We start from the raw sequence: 24536 nt of genomic DNA on the forward strand, positions 1-24536 counted from the left end.
CACCCGCGCCGCCATGAACGGGTTCCCGCGCCTACTTGCCGATGCAGAACGTCGAGAAAATGTGACCCAGTAGATCGTCCGGCGCGATCCGGCCGGTGATCTCGCCGAGCGCATCGTGGCCGGCCCGCAGCGCCTCGGCCGCCAGTTCCAGGGCGTCGTCGCGCAGCGCGGCGCGCGCCGCCGCGAGTTCCCGGCCGGCGCGCTGCAGCGCCTCCACGTGTCGCGCGCGGGCGCTGAACGTCCCGGCCTCCGCGCCTGCCTCCGGCCCCTGCGCGAGCGCTTCCAGCCGCGCCACCAGCCGCTCCAGTCCATGGCCGGTGCGCACCGAGACCCGGATCTCGTCCGTGCCGGCCGCGTCGGCCGTCGCGGCATCGAGCAGGTCGACCTTGTTGTGCAGCCACAGGCGCTGCGGCACCGCCGCGATCGCCGCCGCGACGGCGGCGCGGCCGGCCTCGGGGTCGCGCGCGTCCAGCACCACGATGGCCAGGTCCGCCTGTCCGAGTTCCGCCTCGGCGCGGCGCATGCCCTCGCGCTCGATCGCGTCGCCGCCGGCGCGCAGGCCGGCGGTATCGACCAGGGTCAGTTCCACGCCGCCGATGCGCACCGTCTCACGCAGCAGGTCGCGGGTGGTGCCGGCGGTCTCGGTGACGATGGCGCGGTCGCTGCCGGCCAGGGCGTTCAGCAGCGAGCTCTTGCCGGCGTTGGGCGGGCCGACGATGACCGCATGCAGGCCGTCGCGTAGCCTGCGGCCGCGCTCGGCGGCCAGCAGCAGCGCGTCCAGGGCGGCGCGCGCCTGGTCCAGGCGCAGGCGCAGCTGTTCGCCGCCGAGCGTGTCGAGCGGCTCGTCGGCGAAGTCGATGCTCGCCTCCGCCTGCACCCGCAGCGCCAGCAGCGCCGCGGCAAGCGCCTCCACGCGCCGCGAGAACTCGCCCTCCAGCGCGCGCCGGGCGGCGCGCGCGGCGCGGGCGTCGCCGGCGGCGATCAGATCGGCCACGGCCTCGGCCTGGGCCAGGTCGAGACGCCCGTTGAGGAAGGCGCGCTCGCTGAACTCGCCGGCGCGCGCCGGCCGCGCGCCCAGCGCGCAGCAGCGCGCGACCAGCTGGCGCAGGATCGCCGGACTGCCGTGCGCCTGCAGTTCCGCCACGTCCTCGCCGGTGTAGCTGGCCGGCCCGCGGAACCACAGCGCGATGCCGTCGTCGAGCACCGTGCCGTCGGCGTCGCGGAAACGCACGTAATGCGCATGGCGCGGACGCAGCGGCCGCGCGCAGAGCGTCTCGGCGATGCGGCGCGCCTCCGGACCCGACAGCCGCACCACGCCGATGCCGCCGGCGCCTGCCGCGGTGGCGATGGCAACGATGGTGTCGGCAGTCACGGCGGGGAATCGGGAATCGGGAATCGGGAATCGCAAGGCAGGATACGGTACGGCGTGGAGCCCTCCCTTGTGGGAGCGACGGAAGTCGCGACTGGCGGCGCGGCAGGGTCGCGACTTCCGTCGCTCCCACAACGGCTCACGAAGGAAGATTCGCTTCCGCACCGAGGCAGATGCCGCCCACCCGGCCCTCGACGGCAGGCCCGCGTGCCCTACCGACTCCAGATCCCCGGCTCTCAGGCCGGCTTGGCGGTCGGCTCGCTGTACTTGCGGATGAACCACCACTGCTGGGCCAGGCCGAGCGCGCCGTTGGTCACCCAGTACAGCACCAGGCCGGCCGGGAAGAAGATCATCACCGCGCCGAACACCACCGGCATCAGCTGCATCATCCGCTGCTGCATCGGGTCCATGCCGGTCATCGGGCTGAGCTTCTGCGTCGCCCACATCACCGCGATGTTGATCACCGGCAGGATGAAGTACGGGTCGCGCGCGGTCAGGTCCTGGATCCACAGCATCCACGGCGCGTGCCGCAGTTCCACCGATTCGAGCAGCACCCAGTACAGGGCGAAGAAGATCGGCATCTGCAGCAGGATCGGCAGGCAACCGCCGACCGGGTTGATCTTCTCCTTCTTGTACAGCTCCATCATCGCCATCTGGAACTTCTGGCGATCGTCGCCGTAGCGTTCCTTGAGTTGAGCGATGCGCGGCTGGAACTTGCGCATGCGCGCCATCGACTTGTACTGCGCCGCCGACAGCGGATACATCGCCAGCTTCACCAGCAGCACCAGCCCGACGATCGACCAGCCCCAGTTCTTGAACAGATCGTGCAGCTTGTCGAGCAGCCAGAACAGCCACTCGCCGAGGAAGGCGAACAGCGAGAAGCGCGAGTAGTCGACCGCACGGTCGAGGCCGCGCACGTCCTGCGCCTGGATCTGCTGCACCAGCTTGGGGCCGACCCACAGCCGCGCCTCGGTCGATGCCTGCTGGCCCGGGGCGACGTTGAGGCCCGGCCCGACCTCGCGGATCAGGTGCCGCGGCCCGTCGACGTGCAGCGAGATCGTGGTCGCGGCGCCGGGCTCGGGAATCCACGCGGTGAAGAAGTGGTGCTGCAGGATCGCGATCCAGCTTTCGCGCGCCTGCAGGTTGAGCGGGCCGTCGTCGGCGAAGTCGCCGAAGGTCCGGCGGCCGTAGCCTTCGTCGCCGCTGTACCAGGTGGCGCCGCTGAAGCTGAAGGACTCCGGATTGGTCATGCCGCGGTTGATCTGCGGCGGCACCCGCATCAGCTGCCGGTAGACGAAGCCCTGCCACGGCTCTGCGCCTTCGTTGATCACCGTGTCCTGCACGTCGACCGCGTAGGAGCCGCGGCGCACGGTGACGGTACGGCGAATGGTCACGCCGTCGGCGCCACGCCAGACGAACGGCACGCTGACCGCGTCGCCGCCCTCGGTCAGGCGGTAGGCGCGCTCGGCGCGCTCCGGCGCGAACCCGCTCTCGTGGTCCGGGGCCGGATTGGCCTGGCTGACCCAGCCGCTCTGGGCGGCGTAGTAGCGCGCCGGATCGGTATCGAACAGCTTGACCGGCGGGCTGTCCTCGTCGCGGGTCTGCGGATAGCCCAGCAGCGCGGCGTCGACCACGTTGCCGCGGCTGAGCGTGAGCCGCAGCACGTCGGTGGTGACGGTGACCGCCTGCTCGCCGGCTTGCGCCGGCGCCGGCGCCTGCATTCCCGGCATCGCCGCGCTCGCCGCGTCGGGGGCGGCCGGCAGGTTGGGCGCCGTCGGCACCGCCGCCGTGCCCGCACCGCTCGCGGCGTCGCTGCCGGGCACGGCCGCGCCGCGCGCGTCGGCCTGGCCGGCGGCGGCGGCCGCGTCCGGCGCCGCGTCCTTGTCCCGGTTCCACTCCATCCACAGCAGCGTCGCCACCATCAGCCAGGCGAGGATCAGGAAGGTACGGGTCTGGTTCATCAGGCAGGCAGGCTCATTCGCCGCGAGGATCCGGCGCAGGGACGTGGGGCGGGATGGGAGAGGAGGAAGCGCCCGGCATTGTGCCGCCCGCCGCCGCCGGCGGCAACGCACCGGCGCGCGCGAGCACCGCGGCGAAGCCCGCGCGCAGCGCGGCGGGGGACGCCTGAGCGGCCGCGGCGCGCGCGACCACCACGTAGGCGCCCGGGCGCAATTGCGCACGCAGGCTTCGGAACTGTTCGCGCAGCACGCGCTTGATGCGGTTGCGTCCGACCGCGTTGCGATCGACCTTGCGCGAGACGGCCAGGCCGAGCCGCGGCGGCGACGCGTCGTCGAGCCAGTGCAACGCCATCAGCGGGGACGCCGTGCGCCGGGCGTGCTTGAACACGCGGTCGAAATCGGCGCGCGCGCGAACGCGGGCCTGCTTCGGGAAGCCGGCGGTCATCGGAAAACGGGCGCTCGGGAACGGGGGCGACGCGTCGCCCGTGCGAACGACGGCGTCAGGCCGTCAGGCGCTTGCGACCCTTGGCGCGGCGGCGGGCGAGGATCTTGCGGCCGTCGGCGGTCTTCATGCGGGCACGGAACCCGTGGTCGCGCTTGCGCTTGAGGTTGCTGGGCTGGTAGGTGCGCTTGGTGGCCATGGTGGAACTCTCGTGCGGTGCGCGACGGAAAGAACCGGCGATTCTAGCGGCGGCACGGCGGGCCGGTCAACCATGGCGGCGGCGCGGCCTGCCGCGCACGGCGTCCGCGATGATGCGCCCCACCGGGCGCGATGGTAGTCTGCCGGCTCACTCCCTCCCCGCCCGCGCCGCGACGGTTGCCGTTGTCCGGCGCCTTTGCCGACCCTAGACGCAACGCCCGATGGATGCCTGGCCCCGCTGTCTCGAACGCCTCGAAGCCGAGTTTCCGGCCGAAGACGTCCATACCTGGCTCAAGCCGTTGCAGGCCGCCCGCCGCGACGACACCACGGTGCTGTACGCGCCCAATGCGTTCGTCCGCGACGAGGTGCGTTCGCGCTACCTGACCCGGATCCGCGAGCTGCTGGGGCACTTCTCCGGCAGCGCCGAGGTCGCGCTCGAGATCGGCTCGCTGCCGCGGACGAGCCTGGACACCCTGCCGGTGATCGCGCACGCGCCGGCGGCGGCCGAGGCGTTCCACGGCAATCTCGACAGCCACTACACCTTCGAGAACTTCGTCGAGGGCCGCAGCAACCAGCTCGGCCGCGCCGCGGCCTGGCAGGCGGCGCAGAAGCCCGGCGACCGCGCCCACAACCCGCTGCTGCTCTACGGCAGCACCGGCCTGGGCAAGACCCACCTGATGTTCGCCGCCGGCAACGAGATGCGGCGCCAGAACCCGTCGGTGCGGGTGCTGTACCTGCGCTCGGAACAGTTCTTCAGCGCGATGATGCGCGCCTTGCAGGACAAGGCGATGGACGGCTTCAAGCGCCAATTCCAGCAGGTCGACGCGCTGCTGATCGACGACATCCAGTTCTTCGCCGGCAAGGAGCGCACCCAGGAGGAGTTCTTCCACACCTTCAACGCGCTGTTCGACGGCCGCCAGCAGATCATCATGACCTGCGACCGCTTCCCGCGCGAGGTCGACGGCCTCGAGCCGCGCCTCAAGTCGCGCCTGGCCTGGGGCCTGTCGGTGGCGATCGACCCGCCCGACTTCGAGACCCGTGCGCAGATCGTGCTGTCGAAGGCGAGCGAGCGCGGTGCGCTGATCCCCGAGGACGTCGCCTTCCTGATCGCCAAGAAGATGCGCTCCAACGTGCGCGACCTGGAGGGCGCGCTCAACACCCTGGTCGCGCGCGCCAACTTCACCGGCCGCAGCATCACCCCGGAGTTCGCCCAGGAAACCCTGCGCGACCTGCTGCGCGCGCAGATGCACAGCGTCGGCATCGCCAATATCCAGAAGACCGTGGCAGACTACTACGGTCTGCAGATCAAGGACTTGCTGTCCAAGCGACGCACCCGCTCGCTGGCCCGCCCCCGACAGGTGGCGATGGCCCTGGCGAAGGAGCTGACCGAGCACAGCCTGCCTGAGATCGGCGACGCGTTCGCCGGGCGCGACCACACCACCGTGCTGCACGCCTGCCGCCAGATCAAGCACCTGATGGAAACCGACGGCAAGCTGCGCGAGGACTGGGACAAGCTGATCCGCAAGCTCAGCGAGTGACGGCAAGGATGCACGTGCGAGCCCGGTGGACAGGCGCCGGACAAGTTGTGGACAACCCGGGGATGGAATGATCCCGCCGATTCTATCCACAGGTTGTCGGTCGTCGGAGGAAGCCGTTATCCACCCAGTTGTGTGCGGTTTAAACTCTTCAATATCAACAACTTAAGTGAGTTATCGCCCGAAAACCCGGGCTCCACCACCACCAGTTTTTGTTTTTATCCAATCTCTTCAATCTCGGGCATGGGGACACGACCGGCATGCGCTTCAGTCTGCAACGCGAAGTCTTTCTGAAACCGTTGGCGCAGGTGGTCAACGTCGTCGAACGGCGGCAGACCCTGCCGGTGCTCGCCAATCTGTTGGTCCAGGTGGCCGACGGCCGTCTCTCGCTGACCGGGACCGACCTGGAAGTGGAGATGGTCGCGCGGACCCCGGTCGACGACGCCCAGGACGGGGAGACCACGATCCCGGCACGCAAGCTGTTCGAGATCGTCCGCGCCCTGCCCGACGGCAGCAAGGTCACGGTCTCGCAGTCCGGCGACAAGGTCACGGTGCAGGCGGGCCGCAGCCGCTTCACCCTGGCCAGCCTGCCGGCCAACGACTTCCCGGCGATCGACGACGTCGAGACCACCGAGCGGGTGCAGGTGCCCGAGGCGGTGCTCAAGGAGCTGATCGAGCGCACGGCGTTCGCGATGGCGCAGCAGGACGTGCGCTATTACCTCAACGGCCTGCTGTTCGACCTCGGCGACCGCCACCTGCGCTGCGTGGCCACCGACGGCCACCGCCTGGCGTTGTGCGAGGCGCCGCTGGAGGCCAGCGTGAGCAACAAGCGGCAGATCATCGTGCCGCGCAAGGGCATCCAGGAGCTGCAGCGCCTGCTCGAGGGCGTCGATCGCGAACTCGAGCTGGAGATGGACCGCAACCATCTGCGGGTCCGGCGCGACGACGTCACCTTCACCACCAAGCTGATCGACGGGCGGTTTCCCGACTACGAGGCGGTGATCCCGATCGGCGCCGATCGCGAGGTGCGGATCGAACGCGAGGCGTTGCGGGCGTCGCTGCAGCGCGCGGCGATCCTGTCCAACGAGAAGTACCGCGGCGTGCGGATCGAGGTCTCGCCCGGGCAGCTCAAGATCAGCGCCCACAATCCCGAGCAGGAGGAGGCGCAGGAGGAAGTCGAGGCCGAGACCAATGTCGACGACCTGGCGGTCGGCTTCAACGTCAACTACCTGCTCGATGCCCTGTCGGCGCTGCGCGAGGAGCACGTGGTCCTGCAGCTGCGCGACGCGAACTCGTCGGCGCTGGTCCGCGAGGCCGGCAACGACAAGTGCCGCCACGTGGTGATGCCGCTGCGGCTGTGAACGCCATCGGGTTCCACGTGAAACCAGAACGCCCGGCATGGTCCGGGCGTTTTGCTTCCTGGGTCCCGGCCCGGGAGGTTGCGGCATGCACGTGACCCGGCTGTCGATTCGCGACCTGCGCCGGCTGGCCGAGGTGGATGTGACGCCGGGACCGGCGCTCAACCTGCTGGTCGGCGGCAACGGGGCGGGCAAGACCAGCGTGCTCGAAGCGTTGCACCTGATGGCCTATGGGCGCAGCTTCCGCGGCCGGGTGCGGGACGGGCTGATCCGGACCGGCGCTGCAGCGCTGGAAGTCTACGTGGAATGGTCGGAGCGCCCGCAGCCCCGCGAACGTCGTGCCGGCCTGCGCCACGGCGGCCAGAGCTGGCAGGGGCGCGTCGACGGCCAGCCCGTGGCGCAGCTGGGCGACCTATGTGCCGCCCTGGCCGTCGTCAGCTTCGAGCCGGGCAGCCACGCCCTGGTCTCGGGCGGCGGCGAACCGCGCAGGCGCTTCGTGGATTGGGGTCTGTTCCACGTGGAACCGAAGTTCCTGGCCTTGTGGCGACGCTATGGCCGGGCCTTGAAGCAGCGCAACGCGCTGCTGAAGTCCGGCGCACCGACGGACCAGCTCGACGTCTGGGACCGGGAGCTGGCCCTGGCCGGCGAGCCGTTGACCCGATTCCGCGAGGATTACCTGGAACGGCTGCAGCCGGTGCTGGCGGCCACCGTGGCGCGCATCGCACCGATGCTGGGCACTGCGACGCTGGCGTACCAGCCGGGCTGGCGGCGCGGCGAACTCGGACTCGAGGACGCGCTGTTGTTGTCGCGCGAGCGCGACCGGTTGCTCGGCCACACCGGGGTCGGGCCGCACCGGGCCGACTGGCGCGTCGACTTCGCCAGCGCGCCGAACCGTGAACCGCTGTCGCGCGGGCAGAGCAAGCTCGCGGCGCTGGCCTGCCTGCTGGCGCAGGCCAGCGACTACGCCGCTCGCCGCGGCGAATGGCCGGTGATGCTGTTCGACGACCTGGCCTCGGAACTCGACGCCGGCCACCGGCAACGGGTGCTGTCGCTGCTGCGGGAGGGCGAGGCCCAGGTCTTCGTCACCGCCACCGACTGGCCAGCGGGGATGGAGGCGGCCGGTTCCGATCTGCGTCTGTTCCACGTGGAACAGGGTGTGCTGACTCCGGCCTGAGCCCCCTTTCGCCGCGTCGCCCCGGCGCGATCGGCGGCGGCCGCGATGCTATAATCGGCCGTTGCGTCCCTATAGCTATTGTGTGCCGGCCATGGGCCGGCGCGATGGTGGCGAACGGGACCCGCCCAGCCCAGAAGACGCGAATGACCGACCAGATCCCTTCGCCGCCCGCGCCGGGCGGCACCGAATACGATTCCAGCAAGATCACCGTGCTGCGCGGCCTGGAGGCGGTGCGCAAGCGTCCCGGCATGTACATCGGCGACGTGCACGACGGGACCGGCCTGCACCACATGGTGTTCGAGGTGGTCGACAATGCGGTCGACGAGGCGCTGGCCGGCCATGCCGACGACATCGTGGTCACGATCCACCCGGACGGTTCGGTGGGGGTCTGGGACAACGGCCGCGGCATTCCGGTCGACGTGCACAAGGAAGAAGGCGTGTCCGCCGCGGAGGTGATCCTCACCGTGCTACATGCCGGCGGCAAGTTCGACGACAACAGCTACAAGGTGTCCGGCGGCCTGCATGGCGTCGGCGTCTCGGTGGTCAATGCACTGTCCGAGCACCTGTGGCTGGACATCTGGCGCGGTGGCCGGCACTACCGGCAGGAATACGCACTGGGCGAACCGCTGTACCCGCTGAAAGCGCTGGAGGAGTCGGACAAGCGCGGCACCCTGCTGCGGTTCAAGCCGGCGGCAGAGATCTTCACCGACACCGAGTTCCATTACGACATCCTCGCCCGGCGCCTGCGCGAACTGTCGTTCCTCAATTCCGGCGTGCGCATCACCCTGGTCGACGAACGCGGCGACGAACGCGGCGAGGCGCGTCGCGACGTGTTCGAGTACGAGGGCGGCATCCGCTCCTTCGTCGAGCACCTGGCGCAACTCAAGACCCCGCTGCACCCCAACGTGATCTCGGTGAGCGGCGAGCAGAACGGCATCACCGTCGACGTCGCCCTGCAGTGGACCGACAGCTACCAAGAGACGATGTTCTGCTTCACCAACAACATCCCGCAGAAGGACGGCGGCACCCACCTGATCGGCTTCCGCGCGGCGCTCACCCGCACCTTGAGCAATTACATCGAGCAGAACGGCATCGCCCGCCAGGCCAAGATCAGCCTGTCCGGCGACGACATGCGCGAGGGCATGATCGCGGTGCTGTCGGTGAAGGTGCCGGACCCGAGCTTCTCGTCGCAGACCAAGGAAAAGTTGGTCTCATCCGACGTGAGACCCGTGGTTGAGAGCACGTTCGCCGCACGTTTGGAGGAGTTCCTGCAGGAAAACCCCGCCGAGGCGCGCGCCATCACCAGCAAGATCGTCGATGCCGCCCGCGCCCGCGAGGCCGCGCGCAAGGCCCGCGACCTGACCCGGCGCAAGGGCGCGCTGGATATCGCCGGCCTGCCGGGCAAGCTGGCCGATTGCCAGGAGAAGGATCCGGCGTTGTCGGAACTGTTCATCGTCGAGGGCGACTCGGCCGGCGGTTCCGCCAAGCAGGGCCGCAACCGCAAGACCCAGGCGATCCTGCCGCTGAAGGGCAAGATCCTCAACGTCGAGCGCGCGCGCTTCGATCGAATGCTCGGCAGCGCCGAGGTCGGCACCCTGATCACCGCGCTCGGCACCGGGATCGGCAAGGACGAGTACAACCCCGACAAGCTGCGCTACCACCGCATCATCCTGATGACCGACGCCGACGTCGACGGCAGCCACATCCGCACCCTGCTGCTGACGTTCTTCTATCGGCAGATGCCGGAATTGATCGAGCGCGGCCACGTCTACATCGGGCTGCCGCCGTTGTACAAGGTCAAGCAGGGCAAGAGCGAGCTGTACCTCAAGGATGATGCCGCGCTCGATGCCTATCTGGCCGGCAACGCGGTCGAGGGCGCCTCGCTGGTTCCGGCCGAGGGCGAACCTCCGGTCGAGGGCATCCAGCTCGAGAAGCTGTTGCTGGCCTACGCCGGCGCGCGCGAGGCCATCGCCCGCAACGCCCATCGCTACGACCCGGCCGTGCTGGAGGCGCTGATCGACGCGGCGCCGCTCGACGCCGCCCATCTCGGCGACGACGCGCAGGCGCGGCAGGTGCTCGATGGCCTGGAGGCGCGGCTCAACCGCAGCGGCCTGGGCCGCCCGCGTTACGCGCTGCAGCTGCAGCGCGGCGGCGAAGGGGTGCCGGCCACCTTGCTGATCGTCCGCCGGCACATGGGCGTGGAGCAGCAGCAGGTGCTGCCGCTGGCCGCATTCGAGGGCGGCGAACTGCGGGCGCTGCGCGAGTGCGCGGCGCTGCTGCACGGCCTGGTGCGCAGCGGCGGCCGCATCGTCCGCGGCAACCGCAGCCAGCCGGTCGCCAGTTTCGCCGAGGCCCAGGCCTGGCTGCTCGACGAGGCCAAGAAGGGCCGGCAGATCCAGCGCTTCAAGGGCCTGGGCGAGATGAATCCGGAGCAGCTGTGGGAAACCACGGTCAACCCGGAGACCCGCCGCCTGTTGCAGGTGCGGATCGAGGACGCGGTGGCGGCCGACCAGATCTTCAGCACGCTGATGGGCGACGTGGTCGAGCCGCGCCGGGGATTCATCGAGGACAACGCGCTGAAGGTCGCCAACCTGGATATCTGATGCCTCGCCCCGGTCACGAGGCTGACACGCGGGCCGCGTATCCTGGTCGCGCCAGCGACCGGGCCCGCGTCGACGGCATGGCTCGCTTGACGAAATTTTAATCACCGCCGTTCTACAACGGCAGCCGATTCCCCGGACTTCCGCCATGAAACCGTTCCTGCTTGCGCTCGGTGTCGTTTTCGCGCTGTCGGCGTGCGCCACCACCATCTCGCCGACCGGGCGCACCCAGTACGTCGGTGCGGTTCCCGAGGCGCAGCTCAACCAGCTGGGCGCGCAGGCGTTCGCCGAGATGAAGGCCAAGCAGAGGGTCAGCAACGACAGCCGCCAGACCGCCTACGTGAGCTGTGTCGTCAATGCGATCGTGCGCCAGCTGCCGCCCGAGGCGCAGCGGATCGGCTGGGAGTCCGCGGTGTTCGTCGACGACAACCCCAACGCGTTCGCGCTGCCCGGGGGCAAGGTCGGGGTGTACACCGGGATCTTCGGGGTCGCCCGGGACCAGGACCAGCTGGCGGCGGTGATCGCGCACGAGATCGGGCATGTGACCTCGCGCCATCACGACGAGCGCATCACCCGCCAGGCCGGCGCTTCCGGTGCGCTGCAGGTGGTCGGGTCGCTGCTCGGCTCGCGCTACGGCGAGGGCGTCGGCAACGCCGCGGTGCAGGGCGGCAGCATCGCCGCGCAGGCCGGCTTTCTCCTGCCCGGATCGCGCGCGCAGGAAAGCGAGGCCGACGTGGTCGGCCAACAGCTGATGGCGAGCGCGGGCTTCGACCCGCGCGCGGCCGTCCGCCTGTGGCAGAACATGATCGCCGCGGGCGGCAGCCGCCCGCCGCAGTGGCTGTCGACCCACCCGGATCCGCAAAGCCGCATCGGCGAACTGCAGTCGCGCGCGGCCCGCCTGGTGCCCACGTACGAACAGGCGCGCGCCGGCGGTCGCGTCCCGAAGTGTGGTTGAGCCGCAGGCGCGGCACCGGCATCATCGCGCCTCCGGGGTAAGGACGCCCGACGATTTTTCCATCCGGCCGATTCGACCGGCGTTCCCAGGCAACAAGAGAAGGTGATGCAATGAAATCGATGATCCACGCGCCCGCCCTGCTCGCGCTGGCGGTCGCCGCCACGCTCGGCGCCGATACCGCCGTCGCGCAATCGCCGGCGAACGCCACGGTCGAGCAATGCCAGTCGCGGCGCGATCGCGCACCGAAGGCCGAGGAACTGTATCCGCAGGCGACCCGTGAAGCGCCCGGCGAGAGCGCCTCGTCGCGGATGGGCTCGCGGTTGAACAAGCTCGGCACCGCCTTCGAGAAGGACCAGTACGCGCAGGTGCGCGAGCTCGCCGACGAGATCCTCGCCGAGGAGCGCGCCAACGATTACGACAAGGCCTACGCCGCACAGCTGGCCGCCAATGCCGCCTACAACCAGGACGACTTCGAGGCCGCCAAGGCCTACCTGCAGCAGACCGTCGAACTCGACGCGCTCGACAACAACGGCCACTACCAGTCGATGATGATGCTGGCGCAGCTGCAGGCGCAGGACGAGCAGACGGACGAGAGCCTGGCGACGCTGGACCGCTACCTCACCGAGACGCGGAGCGACAGGCCCGAGGACCTGGCGTTGAAGGGACAGCTGCTGTACCAGGCCGAGCGATACGCCGAGGCGGTACCCGCCCTCAAGCAGGCGATCGAGGCTTCGGAGACGCCGAACAACGGTTGGGTCCAGGCGTTGATGGCCGCCTACGCCGAAACCGGACAGACCGCCGAGGCGACCGCACTCGCCGAGCAGATCGCGAGCCAGTCGCCGGGGGACAAGCGTTCGCAGCTCAACCTGGCGAGCATGTACATGCAGGCCGAGCGCGACGACAAGGCGATCGAGATACTGGAGAAGCTGCGCGCCGAGGGCCAGCTGACCGAGGACCGCGAGTACCGCAACCTGGTCGCGCTGCACATCAACAGCGAGGGCGGCGAGCAGAAGGCGATCGAGGTGATCAAGGACGGCCTGCAGAAGGGCGTGCTGAAGGAAGACCACCAGACCTACGTGGCGTTGGCCCAGGCCTACTATTTCTCGGACCAGATCGAACCGGCGATCGAGGCCTATCAGAAGGCGGCGCCGCTCAGCGACAACGGCGAGTCGTACCTGAATCTCGCCAAGATCCTGGCCGGCGAAGGCCGCGATGCCGAAGCCAAGCAGGCCGCCCAGCAGGCGCTCGAAAAGGGCTTGAAGCGGCCCGAGGAAGCGCAGCAGTTGCTTGCCCGATGAGGCGGTTCGGCCGGCCGGCCGGAAACGTTTCCGGTCGATTGGTCACCGGTGCCAGGATTGGTATAGACTTGGGAATTCCCGTCGTCGAAATCGCGGCCGCGGGTATCCGAACAACTAGACCGGGGCGCTCCGGCGTCCGGACAGACTTGAGTTCCCCCGCATGACGCAACGCTTGCCGACGATCGACAAGAGCGAAGAAGACGAAGGCCTCAACTGGGCGCGCATCGCCGGTTTCACCATGGTGATTGCGCTCCACGCGGCTGCCGTGCTGCTGCTGCTGGCTCCGGTCAACCCACCCCAGACGGGGCCCGAAGAGGAAGAGGTCACCCAGGTGGTGATCATCGAGCCGCCGCCGCCGCCCCCGCCGCCGCCGCCGCCGCCGCCGGAGCCGCCGAAGCAGGAGATCAAGGAACTCGTGCCGCCGCAGCCCTCGCCGACGCCGCCGCCGCCGGAAGAGCCGCCGGTGGTGTTCGACGAGCCGTCCCCGGTCGACGTGCCGGCCCCGCCGCCGGCGCCACCGGCGCCGCCCGCGCCGCAGGCCGACATCGGTGCCAGCGTCGATATCTCCTCGAAGAACATGAACCCGCCCAGGTACCCGCCGTCGGCGCTGCGTGCCGGCATCGAGGGCACGGTGGTGCTGATCGTCGACGTCGATGCGCAGGGCAACGTCACCAACGTCTCGGTGGAGAAGTCCAGCCGCAACCGCGACCTCGACCGCGCCGCCATGCAGGCCGCGCGCAAGTGGCGCTTCAATCCGGCCACCGTCGACGGCCGGCCATCGGCCGGGCGCGTGCGCGTGCCGGTGGACTTCAACCTCGGCGGATGATCGTGCCGGGTCCGGTTACCAGATAGATGTTGCGCCCGTAACACCCGTTCCGCTCCACCGATTCACCCCATAACTCCAAACTTCAACACTCAAAGGTAAGCGTCATGCTGCAGGAAACCACCAACGCACCTGTCACCGGAGCCGCCGACAGCGCCGCAGCGCTGCAGCAGATGGGCTTCGCGGACATGATCACCCATCTGGATATCGTCGGCTGGGTGGTGCTTTGCACCCTCCTCGCGATGTCCGCGATGTCGATCTACTGGATCATCTTCAACTTCATCAAGAACGCGCGCCTGCGTTCGAGCTCCGATCGCGTGATCAGCACGTTCTGGGAAACCCCGAACGCGCAGGACGCGATCCGTTACATGGAAGAGCAGCCCCGTAGCGAGCCGTTCTCCAAGGTCGCGCTCGACGCCGCCCAGGCCGCGGCCCACCACCAGCGCCACGAGGGCTCGCGCCTGGTCGAGTCGCTGAACCGCTCCGAGTTCGTCGATCGCGCCCTGCGCCAGGCCGTGACCCGCGAATCGCTGCGGCTCGAGAGCGGCCTGACCCTGTTGGCGACGGTCGGCTCGACCGCCCCGTTCGTCGGTCTGCTCGGTACGGTGTGGGGCATCTACCGCGCCCTGATCCGCATCGGCGCCAGCGGCCAGGCCGACATCGGCGCGGTGGCCGGTCCGGTCGGCGAGGCGCTGATCATGACCGCGATCGGTCTGGGCGTCGCGATCCCGGCGGTGCTGGGTTACAACTTCTTCACCCGCACCAACCGGATCACCAACAACAAGCTCGATACCTTCGCGCATGACCTGCACGACTTCTTCGCCACCGGTGCACGCGTCGGCGAAGTGCCGGCCCAGCGCTGATTCGGCGAGACTTGACGGAGGCCGGTTATGGCGTTCAGTAGCAATGAGGGTGGCGGCAAGCCGATGGCGACGATCAACGTCGTGCCGCTGGTCGACGTGATGCTGGTGCTGCTGATCATCTTCATGGTCACGGCACCTCTGATGGCGCACAAGATCAAGGTCGATCTGCCGAAAGCCAACCTGGACGAACGGCCGGAGGAGGCGCCGCCGGCGCCGCCGATCACCATCGCGGTGACCGAGCAGGGCCAGATCTACCTCAACGACCAGCCGGTCAGCCGGGAGTTGCTCGAAAGCGCGCTCTCGGTCGAGGCGCAGAAGACGCCGCAGCCGCCGGTCAACGTGCGCGGCGACGCGACCACGAAGTACCGCGTGGTGAACGAGGTGGTCACCATTGCGCAGGCCCAGGGCATGCGCAAGGTCGGCTTCGTCGCCACCCGCGAACAAAACTAACGGAGACCCACGATGGCATTCAGTTCCGATGCCGGCGAAGGCCCGATGGCCGACATCAACATCATTCCGCTCGCGGACGTGATGTTGGTGCTGCTGATCATCTTCATGGTGACGGCGCCGCAGCTGTCGTATCCGATCGACATCGATCTGCCGCAGAAGTCGCTCAATCCGCCGGAGAACCCGCTCGATCCGCCGGAACCGATCCGGCTGCGCATCGACCCGGCGGGCCAGGTGTACTGGAACGACAGCCCGACGCCCTTGTCGGCGCTGCGCAACATGATGGAGGCCGAGGTCCAGCGCGATCCGACCAACCAGCCGACGCTCGAGATCGATGCCAGCGAGGATTCCGATTACGGGGTCCTGGCCAAGGTGCTGGCGCAGGCCAAGAACGCGCAGATGCTCAAGATCGGCTTCGTCAAGAAGTAGACACGCCGTACCCCGGCCGGCGTCGCCTGCAGCGCGCCGGTCGGATGCTTACCGAACTTCGACGCCGCCCTCCGGGCGGCGTTTTTTTGTTCTTCTCCCAACGCGGGAAAACGCACACTTGAGCCGGCCACCGCCTCCTTGTGGGAGCGACGGAAGTCGCGACGCGGCGCGCGATGTACGCGATTCGCATGCCGGCTCCGTTCTGGTGTGGGGTGCGCGGGGCGCCGCGCCGGCCCTGGACACTGCGCGGGGCCTCCCATGAGGCGCCGTTCCCTTTCTGAGGAAGGGCTCGTCCACCGAGCGGGTTGCGCCGCGGCACGGGCCTGTGGCGAGTCAGGTTGTCTGTCCCTTGCCCGCGTTCATCCGCGTCGATCCGTGGCAAAAGCGCTTACGAGCAACAGCCGGCCGGTATCCCGGCAGCGGAGCGTCTAGCGGGCGGCGTCCAGCAGCCGAAGGTAGCGTTCGACGGTGGGCGCAAGTCCGGCATACAGCGCTTCGCCGATCAGGGCGTGGCCGATCGACACCTCGAGCACCCCGGGGACCGCGGCCAGAAAGGCGCCGAGATTCGCCTGGTTCAGATCGTGCCCGGCGTTGACCCCGAGCCCGGCATCGCGCGCGCGCCTTGCGGTCCCGGCGCAATCGCTTGCGACCGGGCCGGCATCGCTGCGGGCATGCGCTTCGGCGAACGGCCCGGTATAGAGTTCGATCCGGTCGGCGCCGATCGCCGCGGCCTGCCCGACCGCCGCGCCGGCATCGGCGAACAGGCTGACCCGGCATCCGAGGGCGCGCAGCTCGGCGACCGGCGCGCGCAGGCGATCGCCATCGCGTTCGAAATCGAAGCCGTGATCGGAAGTCAGCTGGCCGTCCCCGTCGGGCACCAGGGTGGCCTGCTGCGGGCGCGCCTCGGCGCACAGGGCGAGGAACCCGGGATAACCCGGCCGCGGCGGCGCGAACGGATTGCCCTCCAGGTTGAACTCGACCCCGCGCTGCCGGCACAGCGCCGCCAGCGCCAGCACGTCGTCGCGGCGGGCATGGCGTGCATCCGGCCGCGGATGCACGGTGATGCCGTGGGCGCCCGCGTCCAGGCAGGTGCGCGCGGCCTCGAGCACGTCCGGGTCGCCGCCGCCGCGCGCGTTGCGCAGCAGCGCCACCTTGTTGAGATTGACGCTGAGGCGGGTCATCGCCCACGCCCGCCGTGCGCAGAAGACGCCACCGGCACGTCCGCGCGGCTCAAGGCGGCGGCGCTTCGCCCGATGCGGCCACGCGCTCGTTCGCGCGCCGCGCCTCGGCCTGCTCGCGCAGGCGCCGCAGCTCCTGCGGGTCGATCATCATCGTGTCGTCGCGGCTCTGGCTGCCGACGCGTTGCGCCAGCAGGCCCATGACCCAGATCGCCAGCAGCGCCAGCGCGGCCAGGATGCAGACCACGGCCAACGCCAGCGAGGAAGTCGCCATCGCGATCGCGAACGCGGCGATGGCCAGCAGCAGGAACAACCAGGGCATGCGGAATCCCTCCCTCCACGAAGATCTGCCAGTCTACCCCCAGTCGTGCGGACTGGCAGCCGTCCGGCAGGCCGCTGCGGCCGCCGGTCGCAGCCGGCGCCCGGAGGAGGACGCTCAGAGCAGCGGCGAGAGCAGCCGGGCGAGCGCTTCGGGCAGGCGTTCGCGCAGCGGACGGCCGCCGCGCGGGCGGACCCGGCATGCCTGCGCCAGTTCCGATTCGATGTGGCGCGCCAGCTGCGCCGCCAGCGCGCGATCGTCGAACAGCACCGAGGCCTCGAAATTGAGCCGGAAGCTGCGGTTGTCGAAGTTGGCGCTGCCGACCAGTGCGAGCGAATCGTCGACCAGCAGCGCCTTGCTGTGCAGCAGGCGCGGGCCGTACTCGTACACCTTCACGCCGGCCTCCACCAGCGCGTCGAAGTAGGAGCGCGCCGCCAGCGTCACCAGCAGCGAATCGCAGCGCCGCGGCAGCAGCAGCCGCACGTCGAGCCCTGCCAGCGCCGCCGAGGTCAACGCCATCATCGCCGCCTCGCCGGGCACGAAGTAGGGCGTCACCAGCCACACCCGCGACCGCGCGGCGTGGATCACGCTGACGTGCAGGCGATGGATCGCCTCCCAGGAAGAATCCGGCCCCGAGGACAGGACCTGGGCGGCGACCGGGCCGTGGTCGCAGGCCGGCGTCTGCGCGGCGATCTGGCCGATGCAGGCCTCGTCGCCGTTGGCGTACAGCCAGTCCTCGACGAAGACCTTCTGCAGCCGGCGCACCGCTTCGCCTTCCAGCCGCAGGTGCAGGTCGCGGTAGGCGTCGTCGCGCCGGCGTTCATCCTGGTGGTCGCTGATGTTGATGCCGCCGGTGTAGCCGATACGGCCGTCGATCACCACGATCTTGCGATGGTTGCGCAGGTTGAGCCAGGGCCGCTGCCAGATGCGGCCGAACTGGGTCGGATGGAACCACGTTACCTCGCCGCCGGCGTCCGTCAGCGGCGCGAAGAACCGCCGCGGCTGGCCGCTGCCCACCGCGTCGACCAGCAACCGCACCCGCACCCCGGCCCGGGCGCGCTCGACGAGCGCGTCGCGCAGCACGGTGCCGATATGGTCGGTGTCGTAGATGTAGTACTCGAGGTGGACGTGCACCCGCGCGGCGGCCACGTCGGCCAGCAGCGCGTCGTAGGTCTGGCCGCCGTCGATCAGCAGCCGCGCGTCCGTGGCCGAGGCCGGCGCCAGGCCGGAGGCCGCATGCGCCAGTTTCGCCAGTTCGGCGGCGTCGCTGTGACTGGAAAAGCCGTCCGGTTCCCGCGGCAATCGCGCGCGGCTGCTCTCGCGGCGCAAGCGTTGGCGCCGGATCTTCTGCGGCCCGAACACGTGATAGACCAGGAAGCCGAGATACGGCAGCAATGCGAGGCCCAGCAGCCAGCTCAAGGTCGCGACCGGTTCGCGCTTCTGCAGCACGATCCAGCCGCCCAGCCAGATCACGTACAGCAGCCAGCCGAACACGAGCAGTGCGGTCAGGCCCGGGGTCGAGGTCAGGGTGTCCCAGCCGCGCTGCAACAGGTCGGGCATCGGAAGCCTTGCGAAGAATCCGCCGAAGCGGCGATGCGCCTAGGCTAGCGCCGCTCCCGCGCGAGCGGAACACGCCGGCGGCGCTGCAGCGCCGGGTGCCGCAGGCGAGAACGACATGTAAACCGTTGCAGCCCGGGCGTAACGGAAACGTTACAGCGCCCGCAACCTCCGAAAAGCTAGTCGCGCCGCCACCCCAGGGCGCCCGGCAGCTCCCGCAACACCGGGCCCTGTAACGCGCGGGCGCCGCCACGGCGCCGGCAGCGCCAGGCAACTTGCTGTTTTCATTGGAAAATCCAGGTGGCACGGATCGTGCGTCGACTCCTTGGCGTTCGGAAGGAGCAATGCATGTCCAGACCCACCCACATCCTCGCGCTCTGCCTGCTGTGCGGCGTGCCGAGCGCGGCCGATGCCGCCGGCGCCCGAACGGGCGTCACGCCGAAGCACGGCGAGATGGTGCTGCTGCGCGACGTCAGTGCGCGCCACGCCGCCCGGCCGATGCCGCCGGGCATGGCGGTGATCGCCGATCCGACGCCGAATCGCGAGATCGACCGTTCGCTGGCGACCGGCGAGCTGAGCGATGCCGATTTCGCGGCGATCGATTCGGGCAACCGGTTGCAGTTGGCGGACCGCGCGGGCGGCACGACGGCCGGGCAGGTCGCCGCGACCGCCGTGGCCGGGAGTCTCGCGACGGCCGGCCAGGAGCGGAGCGGACTCGTCTCCGGGGCCGGCATCAACGGCGCCTTGAGCGCGCCGCTCGGTGCCGTCGGCACCAGCACGCGCGGCATCGGCCGGCACATCGACAGCGCGCTCTCGCAGTTTCCCCTGGGCAGCATGCCGGGCAACGGCAACGGCAGGCCATGACCATGGCGCCGCTCCGTTTCGTGCTGCTGTTGACCCTGCTGCCGCTCGCCGGCGTGCAGGCGCAGGAACGCGACGACTACGCCGCGATGCTCGGCTGGCTGGCCGAGACCCGCATCGACGAGCGCGCCTTCAACGGCGCCAGCGGCGCGATCGGGGTCAACCAGTCGGCAGGCGATCTCAACCAGCAAGCCAACCTGCGCGCCTTCGCCAGCGGCGACGCGGCACGGGCCACGATCGCCGCACACCAGGCACGGGCATCCGAGGCCTTCGACGCGCCGACGCAGGCGACCGCCGTCATCGGCGGGCGGGCGTTCGCCGGCGCGAGCGGGCTGGCCTCCATCAATCAGGCCAGCGGCAGCGGCAACGCGGAACTCAACGCGGTCGCCGTGACGTTGGCGCAACAGGGCATACGCGAGGCCAGCGACGAGCAACTGTCGTCGCCGGCGCTCGCGTCGGCAGGGTTGCAGCGTCTGTCCAGCCAGGGCGGGGCGGAAACGGCGGGCCGCAAGGTCGCCGTGGAGGCCTCCGCGCTGCGCGGCTTCGAGGGCGTGCTGCAGCTCAATCAGATCGCGGGGTCGGGCAATGCGACGGACAACCAGCTGGTCCTGTCCGTGCAGACCGTTCCGTGAACCGGCACTTCACTCCAGAGAGAAAGCAGAGGACATCATGAAAGCGAATACGAAATGGACGGCGCTCGCGATTGCGGTCGCCGCGGCAACGGCCGGTGCGGCACAGGCGCAGGACGTCGAGTACAACGAGACCGTGGTGATCGATCACGACATCACCGTCGACGACACCCGCAACTACACCACCAACACGAACACCAGCACGAATACCAGCACCAGCAACACCAGCTTCGACATGAGCGTGTCGAAGGACATCGACGTCGCGTTGTCCTACAGCGACAGCTTCGACCGGCGCACGCGCCAGCGCATCGACCAGAGCCTGAGCGAGTCGCACAGCCTGGCCACCAACCAGGAATACGAGAACATCGAACGCAACGAGGACGTGCGGTCCGAGCGCAACGAGCACGGCGTCAACGTGCAGCTCGACAAGGAGCTGTCGCTCAGCTCAGACATCGCCTTCAGCGGCGACCCGACCATCTCCGGCGACATCGAGATCGATTCGGCGGCGATCGCCGTGATCGACAACCGGCAGATGGTCACCGACAACGTCGGCATGAACGACATGCTGACCAACGACGCCTCGATCGGCGACGATGTCGGTTCGGACGCCTCGGGCAACCTGGCGTTCAACGTCGCCGCCGGCGACAACAACGTGCAGGACAACGCCGCCGCACTGTCGGCCGCGGACGCCAGCTTCGCCTTCGGCCTGGCCGACGCCGAGGTCTTCGTCGACCAGTACGGCGCCGGCAACCAGACGCTCAACATGGGCGTGACCAACACCGCCGGCATCGGCGGCAACGCGTTCGCCAACGCCTCGGGCAACATCGGCGCCAACGTCGCCTCCGGCAACAACAACCAGCAGAAGAACGCGCTCGCGGCGTCGGTCGCCACCAGCGCCTATGCGCAGGCGAGCGTGAGCTCCAAGCAGATCTCCACCGGCAACGTCGTCAGCAACGCCGGCCACGTCGAGGAGATGACCGACAGCGTCGAAGTCAGCCTGAGCGGCCCGGTCCAGGGCTGGTCGGTGGGCGTGGGCGCCGGCCGCTACGCCGGCAGCACCCAGGGCAGCTACAGCGGCCGCGGCAACGCCTACCAGCAGAGCAACTTCTACGCCGACATGTGGGAAGGCGAAGACCATCCGGCCGGCCCCAGCATCGGCCATGCCGACTTCGACAACGAGAGCCAGGGCGCGGTGCAGAACCCGTACCGCCAGGGCGTGGGCGGCCTCGCCTTCGACACCGACGAGAGCGGCAGCTACCGGGGTCGCGAGTCCGGTGAGCTCGGCTTCGTCGAACTGTCCTACAGCGACCTGGTCGCCAGCCTGAGCGGCACGGTCAGCACCACGCAGTGGGTCGTGGTCGATGCGACCAACACCGCCAGCCTGTCGGGCAGCGCCTTCAGCAACGCCTCCGGCAACATCGGCGTCAACGTCGCCTCGGGCACGGGCAACCTGCAGGCCAACAGCCTGGCCCTGGCCGTGGCGCAGCCGTCGACCGGCGGCGGTGGTGGCGGCGGCGAATAAGCGCTGCCGTAACGCGTGACCTCCCGGGCTTTCCCCTGAGGCCGGGAGTCCTAGGAAGCCCCGTTCCGCATTCCCCGCGGAACGGGGCCTTCCACCGAACGGAGATCGTGATGTTGCGGAAGGTTCTCGCGGCCGCCTGCCTTTTGTCGGCCACGGCGGCATGCGCCGGCGCCTGGGCCGGCGAGGTGCGCTTCAGCGGCGTGCTCCCCGATGGCAGCCTGTTCACCAAGTCCGTGGAAAGCATGCGCGAGGCGCGCTTCCGGCACCTGGTGCGCCAGCACACCGACTACAGCTGCGGCGCCGCCGCGCTGGCGACCATCCTGCGCTACGGCTATCGGCTGGACGCCGACGAGGCCACGGTGATCGACGGCATGATGGGCGTGGCCGATCCCGAGTTGGTGCGCGAGCGTGGCTTCTCGCTGCTGGACATCAAGCGCTATGTCGAATCGCTCGGCATGCGCGGCCGCGGCTACCGGGTCGATGAAGCGCGCCTGCGCAGCCTGCGCGTCCCGGCGCTGGTGCTGATGGATGTCGGCGGGTTCCGCCACTTCGTGGTGCTCAAGCAGGTCGACCGCGACCGCGTCGAGCTCGGCGACCCGATCCTGGGCAACCGCAGCGTGTCCCTGGACGAGTTCATGCAGTCGTGGCCGTCCCGCGCCGTTTTTATCGTGATCGCCAGTGATTTCGACCGGAACACGGTGCTGCTGCAACCGGTGTCCCGGCCCAGCGCCAAGACGCTGTACGCGCGGCAGGGGCCGATCACCGACGCCGAACTGCTCGACTTCGGGTTCACGCACGCAGACCTGTTCTGAAGGAGAAACGAAATGAACATCGCTCGAGGATGGCTGTGCGCGCTGCCGCTCCTGGGGGCAGGACTGGCAGCGGCGCCCGCGTTCGCGCAGACGGCCGCAGACAGCCGGCACGCGCGGCCGGCGCGCGGGTTGACCGAGATTCCGGACAACGAACTGGGCGTGATGCGCGGCCGCTACACCGTCGGCAACGACGCGGTGCTGTGGTTCGGCGTGTCGATGGTCTCGACCTGGCAGACCGCATCCGGGCAGACCCTGCAGGGCCAGCTCGATTTCGGCTTCGATTTCAGCCGCGGCACGCCGACCGTCAGCTACCGGCCCAGCGTCACCATCACCGCCGGCGACGCGCCGATGCCGGTCGCGCAGGGCCAGCGCAGCGTCGACTCGGCCGGGCTGGCCAATGTCTCGGGCATGGTGCAGTCGGTGCAGGTCGCGGGCGACGGCAACGTCGCCGGCAACGTCACCTCGTTGACCGTGCGCGACGGCACGGCGCCGGCCGCGGCCGCGGCCGCCGCCGCCGCCGGCCGCCATGCCGAAGCCGTCGCCGCGGGCATGAGCGCGAGCGCCGGCTTCGACGGCGGCGACGCCCGGATCCTGCTGCAGGTCGACGGCCACGGCGCCGCCGAGCAGTGGATCCGCGCCGGCAGCCTCGGCCAGAGCATCCGCCTGGGCAGCGACGGCCAGGCGGTCAGCAACCAGCTGCACCTGGAGCTGGTGCGGCAATCCCTGCCGGCCAACGCCGCGCTCGACCAGGGCGTGGCGCAGGCGATCTCGCTGACGCGCGGGCTCGGCGGCCGCCTCTGAACGGATGATCCCGATGCGACTGCAGGAGTTTCAAGTGACAAGGACACCGACCGCACGACCGGGATTCCTGGCGACAGCGCTGGCGCTGGCGCTGGCCGGCAACGCCGCCGCGCAGGATCCGGGCGCGCCGCCGGGCCCGGCCGAATACAAGGAGATGGGCGAATTGATGCAGGAGCTGTCCGCGCTCAAGGCCAGCTATGCCCAGGAGGTACGGCGCCTGCGCGAACTCGACATGCGCATGCAGGCGCTGCAGGCGCGGATCAGCGGCCAGGCCGCACCGGCCCCGCCGGCGCCGGACGCGTCGGTCGCGGCCGCGCCGGCCGCAGCGCCGATCCAGCCGAGCGCGCCGCCATCCGCCGCGCCTTCCGCGCCGCCGCCGGCGGGCTATGCCGGCAGCGCCGAGGAGGCGCGGCGCGCGCGCGAGGAGGAAACCCGCAGCGTCGCCGACGTCAAGCAGCAGAACCAGGCGCTGTTCAACCAGCGGCTGGTCCTGGAGAACAGCGTCAGCTACAACCGCTACGACCGCAAGCAGCTCACGCTCAACGGGTTCCTGGCGCTGGATGCGATCTTCCTCGGCAACATCGCCATCGAGAACGTCGAATCCGACACCCTGAACTACAACTTCGCCGCGCGCTGGGGCCTCAATCCGCGCCTGACGCTGAATCTCGACGTGCCCTATATCGCACGCAAGACCGTCTACCAGAAGGGCGGCGCCGGCGGCGCGGCGGCGTCCGTCGCCCAGGAGCAGACCGACGGCGCCGGCCTCGGCGACATCAGCGCCAGCGCCAACTACAAGCTGTTCGGCGAGCGCGGCTTCCTGCCGGAAACGGTGCTCAACGTCGGCGTCACCGCGCCCACCGGACGCGAGCCCTACGGCATTCCGTGGGAGGTGCTCGAGCGCGACGAGGACGACTTCATCCGCTTCGCGGTGCCCGAGGAGCAGCCGACCGGCAACGGCGTCTGGCAGGCCACCGTCGGCCTGTCCGCGGTCAAGACCACCGATCCGGCGATCCTGTTCGGCAACATCGGCTACGTGCATTCGTTCGCCGGCAGCTTCGACGACCTCGACAACAACCCGGACACGGTGAACCCGGGCGAGGTGAAGCTGGGCCGTGCGTTCTACTTCGGCGCCGGCGTCGCCTTCGCCTTCAACGAGCGCACCAGCCTGAGCATCTCGCTCAGCGAGCGCCTCAGCGCACGGGCGCGCACCCGCTACGACAACGCGGACTGGATCAAGGTGATCGGCAGCGATGCCAACGCCGCCACCTTCAACCTCGGCGTGACCCACGCGCTCAACGCCAACACCACGCTGGTGGGCCTGCTCGGCATCGGCCTGACGCCGGATGCGCCGGACTTCAACCTGACCTTCAAGGTGCCGTACATGCTGTGATCCGGGCCCGCCGCGCGC

Annotated in this window: 23 protein-coding genes; 16 read left to right on the forward strand and 7 right to left on the reverse strand. The window is 69.7% G+C overall.

The genetic code is table 11. The annotated features are described in order from the left end of the window. Positions 1–31 precede the first annotated feature (31 nt). The 4 genes from mnmE to rpmH all read right to left on the reverse strand — a co-directional run bounded on the left by mnmE (position 32) and on the right by rpmH (position 3968). Positions 32–1372, reverse strand: coding sequence for a tRNA uridine-5-carboxymethylaminomethyl(34) synthesis GTPase MnmE (mnmE, locus tag U3649_RS02945; protein WP_407353402.1), 1341 nt, complete (start codon positions 1370–1372; stop codon positions 32–34). 233 nt (positions 1373–1605) lie between these two features. Further along, positions 1606–3330, reverse strand: a complete 1725-nt coding sequence (gene yidC / locus U3649_RS02950; RefSeq protein WP_407353403.1) for a membrane protein insertase YidC — start codon at positions 3328–3330, stop codon at positions 1606–1608. 13 nt (positions 3331–3343) lie between these two features. Then, positions 3344–3772, reverse strand: coding sequence for a ribonuclease P protein component (gene rnpA / locus U3649_RS02955; RefSeq protein ID WP_407353404.1), 429 nt, complete (start codon positions 3770–3772; stop codon positions 3344–3346). A gap of 55 nt (positions 3773–3827) precedes the next feature. Further along, positions 3828–3968: a 50S ribosomal protein L34 gene (gene rpmH, locus U3649_RS02960; RefSeq protein ID WP_013536759.1), complete on the reverse strand. Its 141-nt coding sequence runs from the start codon at positions 3966–3968 to the stop codon at positions 3828–3830. A gap of 220 nt (positions 3969–4188) precedes the next feature. On the opposite strand from rpmH, the gene dnaA reads away from it, so the two are divergent. The 10 genes from dnaA (at position 4189) to U3649_RS03010 (ending at position 15449) form a co-directional block, all read left to right on the forward strand. Beyond that, entirely contained in the window at positions 4189–5505 is a 1317-nt protein-coding gene (gene dnaA, locus U3649_RS02965; RefSeq protein ID WP_407353405.1) for a chromosomal replication initiator protein DnaA, read from the forward strand. Between the two features lie 257 nt (positions 5506–5762). Beyond that, on the forward strand, positions 5763–6863 hold the full coding sequence (gene dnaN / locus U3649_RS02970) for a DNA polymerase III subunit beta (RefSeq protein WP_407353406.1): 1101 nt from the start codon (positions 5763–5765) through the stop codon (positions 6861–6863). 85 nt (positions 6864–6948) lie between these two features. Then, entirely contained in the window at positions 6949–8034 is a 1086-nt protein-coding gene (gene recF / locus U3649_RS02975; RefSeq protein WP_407353407.1) for a DNA replication/repair protein RecF, read from the forward strand. Between the two features lie 143 nt (positions 8035–8177). Further along, the gene (gyrB, locus tag U3649_RS02980) at positions 8178–10637 is read left to right on the forward strand and encodes a DNA topoisomerase (ATP-hydrolyzing) subunit B (RefSeq protein WP_407353408.1); all 2460 of its coding nucleotides are present in this window, start codon (positions 8178–8180) and stop codon (positions 10635–10637) included. Between the two features lie 145 nt (positions 10638–10782). Next, the gene (locus tag U3649_RS02985) at positions 10783–11589 is read left to right on the forward strand and encodes a M48 family metallopeptidase (RefSeq protein WP_407353409.1); all 807 of its coding nucleotides are present in this window, start codon (positions 10783–10785) and stop codon (positions 11587–11589) included. 110 nt (positions 11590–11699) lie between these two features. After that, complete coding sequence (locus U3649_RS02990; protein ID WP_407353410.1) at positions 11700–12887, forward strand: tetratricopeptide repeat protein; 1188 nt, start codon at positions 11700–11702, stop codon at positions 12885–12887. 160 nt (positions 12888–13047) lie between these two features. Further along, on the forward strand, positions 13048–13713 hold the full coding sequence (locus U3649_RS02995; RefSeq protein WP_407353411.1) for an energy transducer TonB: 666 nt from the start codon (positions 13048–13050) through the stop codon (positions 13711–13713). A 104-nt stretch (positions 13714–13817) separates the two neighbouring features. Then, positions 13818–14573 (forward strand): MotA/TolQ/ExbB proton channel family protein, encoded by a 756-nt coding sequence (locus tag U3649_RS03000; RefSeq protein ID WP_407353412.1) that lies wholly within the window; start codon positions 13818–13820, stop codon positions 14571–14573. 27 nt (positions 14574–14600) lie between these two features. After that, positions 14601–15023 (forward strand): ExbD/TolR family protein, encoded by a 423-nt coding sequence (locus tag U3649_RS03005; RefSeq protein ID WP_407353413.1) that lies wholly within the window; start codon positions 14601–14603, stop codon positions 15021–15023. Between the two features lie 12 nt (positions 15024–15035). Further along, on the forward strand, positions 15036–15449 hold the full coding sequence (locus U3649_RS03010; RefSeq protein ID WP_407353414.1) for an ExbD/TolR family protein: 414 nt from the start codon (positions 15036–15038) through the stop codon (positions 15447–15449). Positions 15450–15877: 428 nt separating this feature from the next. On the opposite strand, the gene U3649_RS03015 is transcribed toward U3649_RS03010, so the two are convergent. From U3649_RS03015 to cls, 3 genes are all read right to left on the reverse strand, one after another. After that, on the reverse strand, positions 15878–16630 hold the full coding sequence (locus U3649_RS03015) for a pyridoxine 5'-phosphate synthase (RefSeq protein WP_407353415.1): 753 nt from the start codon (positions 16628–16630) through the stop codon (positions 15878–15880). A 49-nt stretch (positions 16631–16679) separates the two neighbouring features. Next, a complete protein-coding gene (locus U3649_RS03020; protein ID WP_407353416.1) occupies positions 16680–16949 on the reverse strand; it encodes a hypothetical protein in 270 nt (89 codons plus the stop codon). 114 nt (positions 16950–17063) lie between these two features. Continuing rightward, the gene (gene cls / locus U3649_RS03025; protein ID WP_407353417.1) at positions 17064–18506 is read right to left on the reverse strand and encodes a cardiolipin synthase; all 1443 of its coding nucleotides are present in this window, start codon (positions 18504–18506) and stop codon (positions 17064–17066) included. Between the two features lie 345 nt (positions 18507–18851). Between cls and U3649_RS03030 the strand changes: the two genes are divergently transcribed. The 6 genes from U3649_RS03030 to U3649_RS03055 all read left to right on the forward strand — a co-directional run bounded on the left by U3649_RS03030 (position 18852) and on the right by U3649_RS03055 (position 24518). After that, a complete protein-coding gene (locus U3649_RS03030) occupies positions 18852–19367 on the forward strand; it encodes a hypothetical protein (protein WP_407353418.1) in 516 nt (171 codons plus the stop codon). 2 nt (positions 19368–19369) lie between these two features. Continuing rightward, positions 19370–19996, forward strand: coding sequence for a hypothetical protein (locus tag U3649_RS03035; RefSeq protein WP_407353419.1), 627 nt, complete (start codon positions 19370–19372; stop codon positions 19994–19996). A gap of 37 nt (positions 19997–20033) precedes the next feature. Beyond that, on the forward strand, positions 20034–21515 hold the full coding sequence (locus U3649_RS03040) for an adhesin (protein ID WP_407353420.1): 1482 nt from the start codon (positions 20034–20036) through the stop codon (positions 21513–21515). A gap of 110 nt (positions 21516–21625) precedes the next feature. After that, the gene (locus U3649_RS03045; RefSeq protein WP_407353421.1) at positions 21626–22327 is read left to right on the forward strand and encodes a C39 family peptidase; all 702 of its coding nucleotides are present in this window, start codon (positions 21626–21628) and stop codon (positions 22325–22327) included. 12 nt (positions 22328–22339) lie between these two features. After that, positions 22340–23128, forward strand: coding sequence for a hypothetical protein (locus tag U3649_RS03050; RefSeq protein WP_407353422.1), 789 nt, complete (start codon positions 22340–22342; stop codon positions 23126–23128). 34 nt (positions 23129–23162) lie between these two features. Next, positions 23163–24518: a hypothetical protein gene (locus U3649_RS03055; RefSeq protein ID WP_407353423.1), complete on the forward strand. Its 1356-nt coding sequence runs from the start codon at positions 23163–23165 to the stop codon at positions 24516–24518. Positions 24519–24536: the final 18 nt, after the last annotated feature.

It is taken from the genome of Luteimonas sp. R10 (assembly GCF_045689605.1).
Classification (GTDB): domain Bacteria; phylum Pseudomonadota; class Gammaproteobacteria; order Xanthomonadales; family Xanthomonadaceae; genus Luteimonas.

Excerpts from the sequence above, each read along its gene's own strand:
- yidC (WP_407353403.1), bottom strand. The coding sequence starts at position 3,330 with ATGAACCAGACCCGTACCTTCCTGATCCTCGCCTGGCTGATGGTGGCG.
- rnpA (WP_407353404.1), bottom strand. The coding sequence starts at position 3,772 with ATGACCGCCGGCTTCCCGAAGCAGGCCCGCGTTCGCGCGCGCGCCGAT.
- rpmH (WP_013536759.1), bottom strand. The coding sequence starts at position 3,968 with ATGGCCACCAAGCGCACCTACCAGCCCAGCAACCTCAAGCGCAAGCGC.
- dnaA (WP_407353405.1), top strand. The coding sequence starts at position 4,189 with ATGGATGCCTGGCCCCGCTGTCTCGAACGCCTCGAAGCCGAGTTTCCG.
- dnaN (WP_407353406.1), top strand. The coding sequence starts at position 5,763 with ATGCGCTTCAGTCTGCAACGCGAAGTCTTTCTGAAACCGTTGGCGCAG.
- recF (WP_407353407.1), top strand. The coding sequence starts at position 6,949 with ATGCACGTGACCCGGCTGTCGATTCGCGACCTGCGCCGGCTGGCCGAG.
- gyrB (WP_407353408.1), top strand. The coding sequence starts at position 8,178 with ATGACCGACCAGATCCCTTCGCCGCCCGCGCCGGGCGGCACCGAATAC.
- U3649_RS02985 (WP_407353409.1), top strand. The coding sequence starts at position 10,783 with ATGAAACCGTTCCTGCTTGCGCTCGGTGTCGTTTTCGCGCTGTCGGCG.
- U3649_RS02990 (WP_407353410.1), top strand. The coding sequence starts at position 11,700 with ATGAAATCGATGATCCACGCGCCCGCCCTGCTCGCGCTGGCGGTCGCC.
- U3649_RS02995 (WP_407353411.1), top strand. The coding sequence starts at position 13,048 with ATGACGCAACGCTTGCCGACGATCGACAAGAGCGAAGAAGACGAAGGC.
- U3649_RS03000 (WP_407353412.1), top strand. The coding sequence starts at position 13,818 with ATGCTGCAGGAAACCACCAACGCACCTGTCACCGGAGCCGCCGACAGC.
- U3649_RS03005 (WP_407353413.1), top strand. The coding sequence starts at position 14,601 with ATGGCGTTCAGTAGCAATGAGGGTGGCGGCAAGCCGATGGCGACGATC.
- U3649_RS03010 (WP_407353414.1), top strand. The coding sequence starts at position 15,036 with ATGGCATTCAGTTCCGATGCCGGCGAAGGCCCGATGGCCGACATCAAC.
- U3649_RS03015 (WP_407353415.1), bottom strand. The coding sequence starts at position 16,630 with ATGACCCGCCTCAGCGTCAATCTCAACAAGGTGGCGCTGCTGCGCAAC.
- U3649_RS03020 (WP_407353416.1), bottom strand. The coding sequence starts at position 16,949 with ATGCCCTGGTTGTTCCTGCTGCTGGCCATCGCCGCGTTCGCGATCGCG.
- cls (WP_407353417.1), bottom strand. The coding sequence starts at position 18,506 with ATGCCCGACCTGTTGCAGCGCGGCTGGGACACCCTGACCTCGACCCCG.
- U3649_RS03030 (WP_407353418.1), top strand. The coding sequence starts at position 18,852 with ATGTCCAGACCCACCCACATCCTCGCGCTCTGCCTGCTGTGCGGCGTG.
- U3649_RS03035 (WP_407353419.1), top strand. The coding sequence starts at position 19,370 with ATGGCGCCGCTCCGTTTCGTGCTGCTGTTGACCCTGCTGCCGCTCGCC.
- U3649_RS03040 (WP_407353420.1), top strand. The coding sequence starts at position 20,034 with ATGAAAGCGAATACGAAATGGACGGCGCTCGCGATTGCGGTCGCCGCG.
- U3649_RS03045 (WP_407353421.1), top strand. The coding sequence starts at position 21,626 with ATGTTGCGGAAGGTTCTCGCGGCCGCCTGCCTTTTGTCGGCCACGGCG.
- U3649_RS03050 (WP_407353422.1), top strand. The coding sequence starts at position 22,340 with ATGAACATCGCTCGAGGATGGCTGTGCGCGCTGCCGCTCCTGGGGGCA.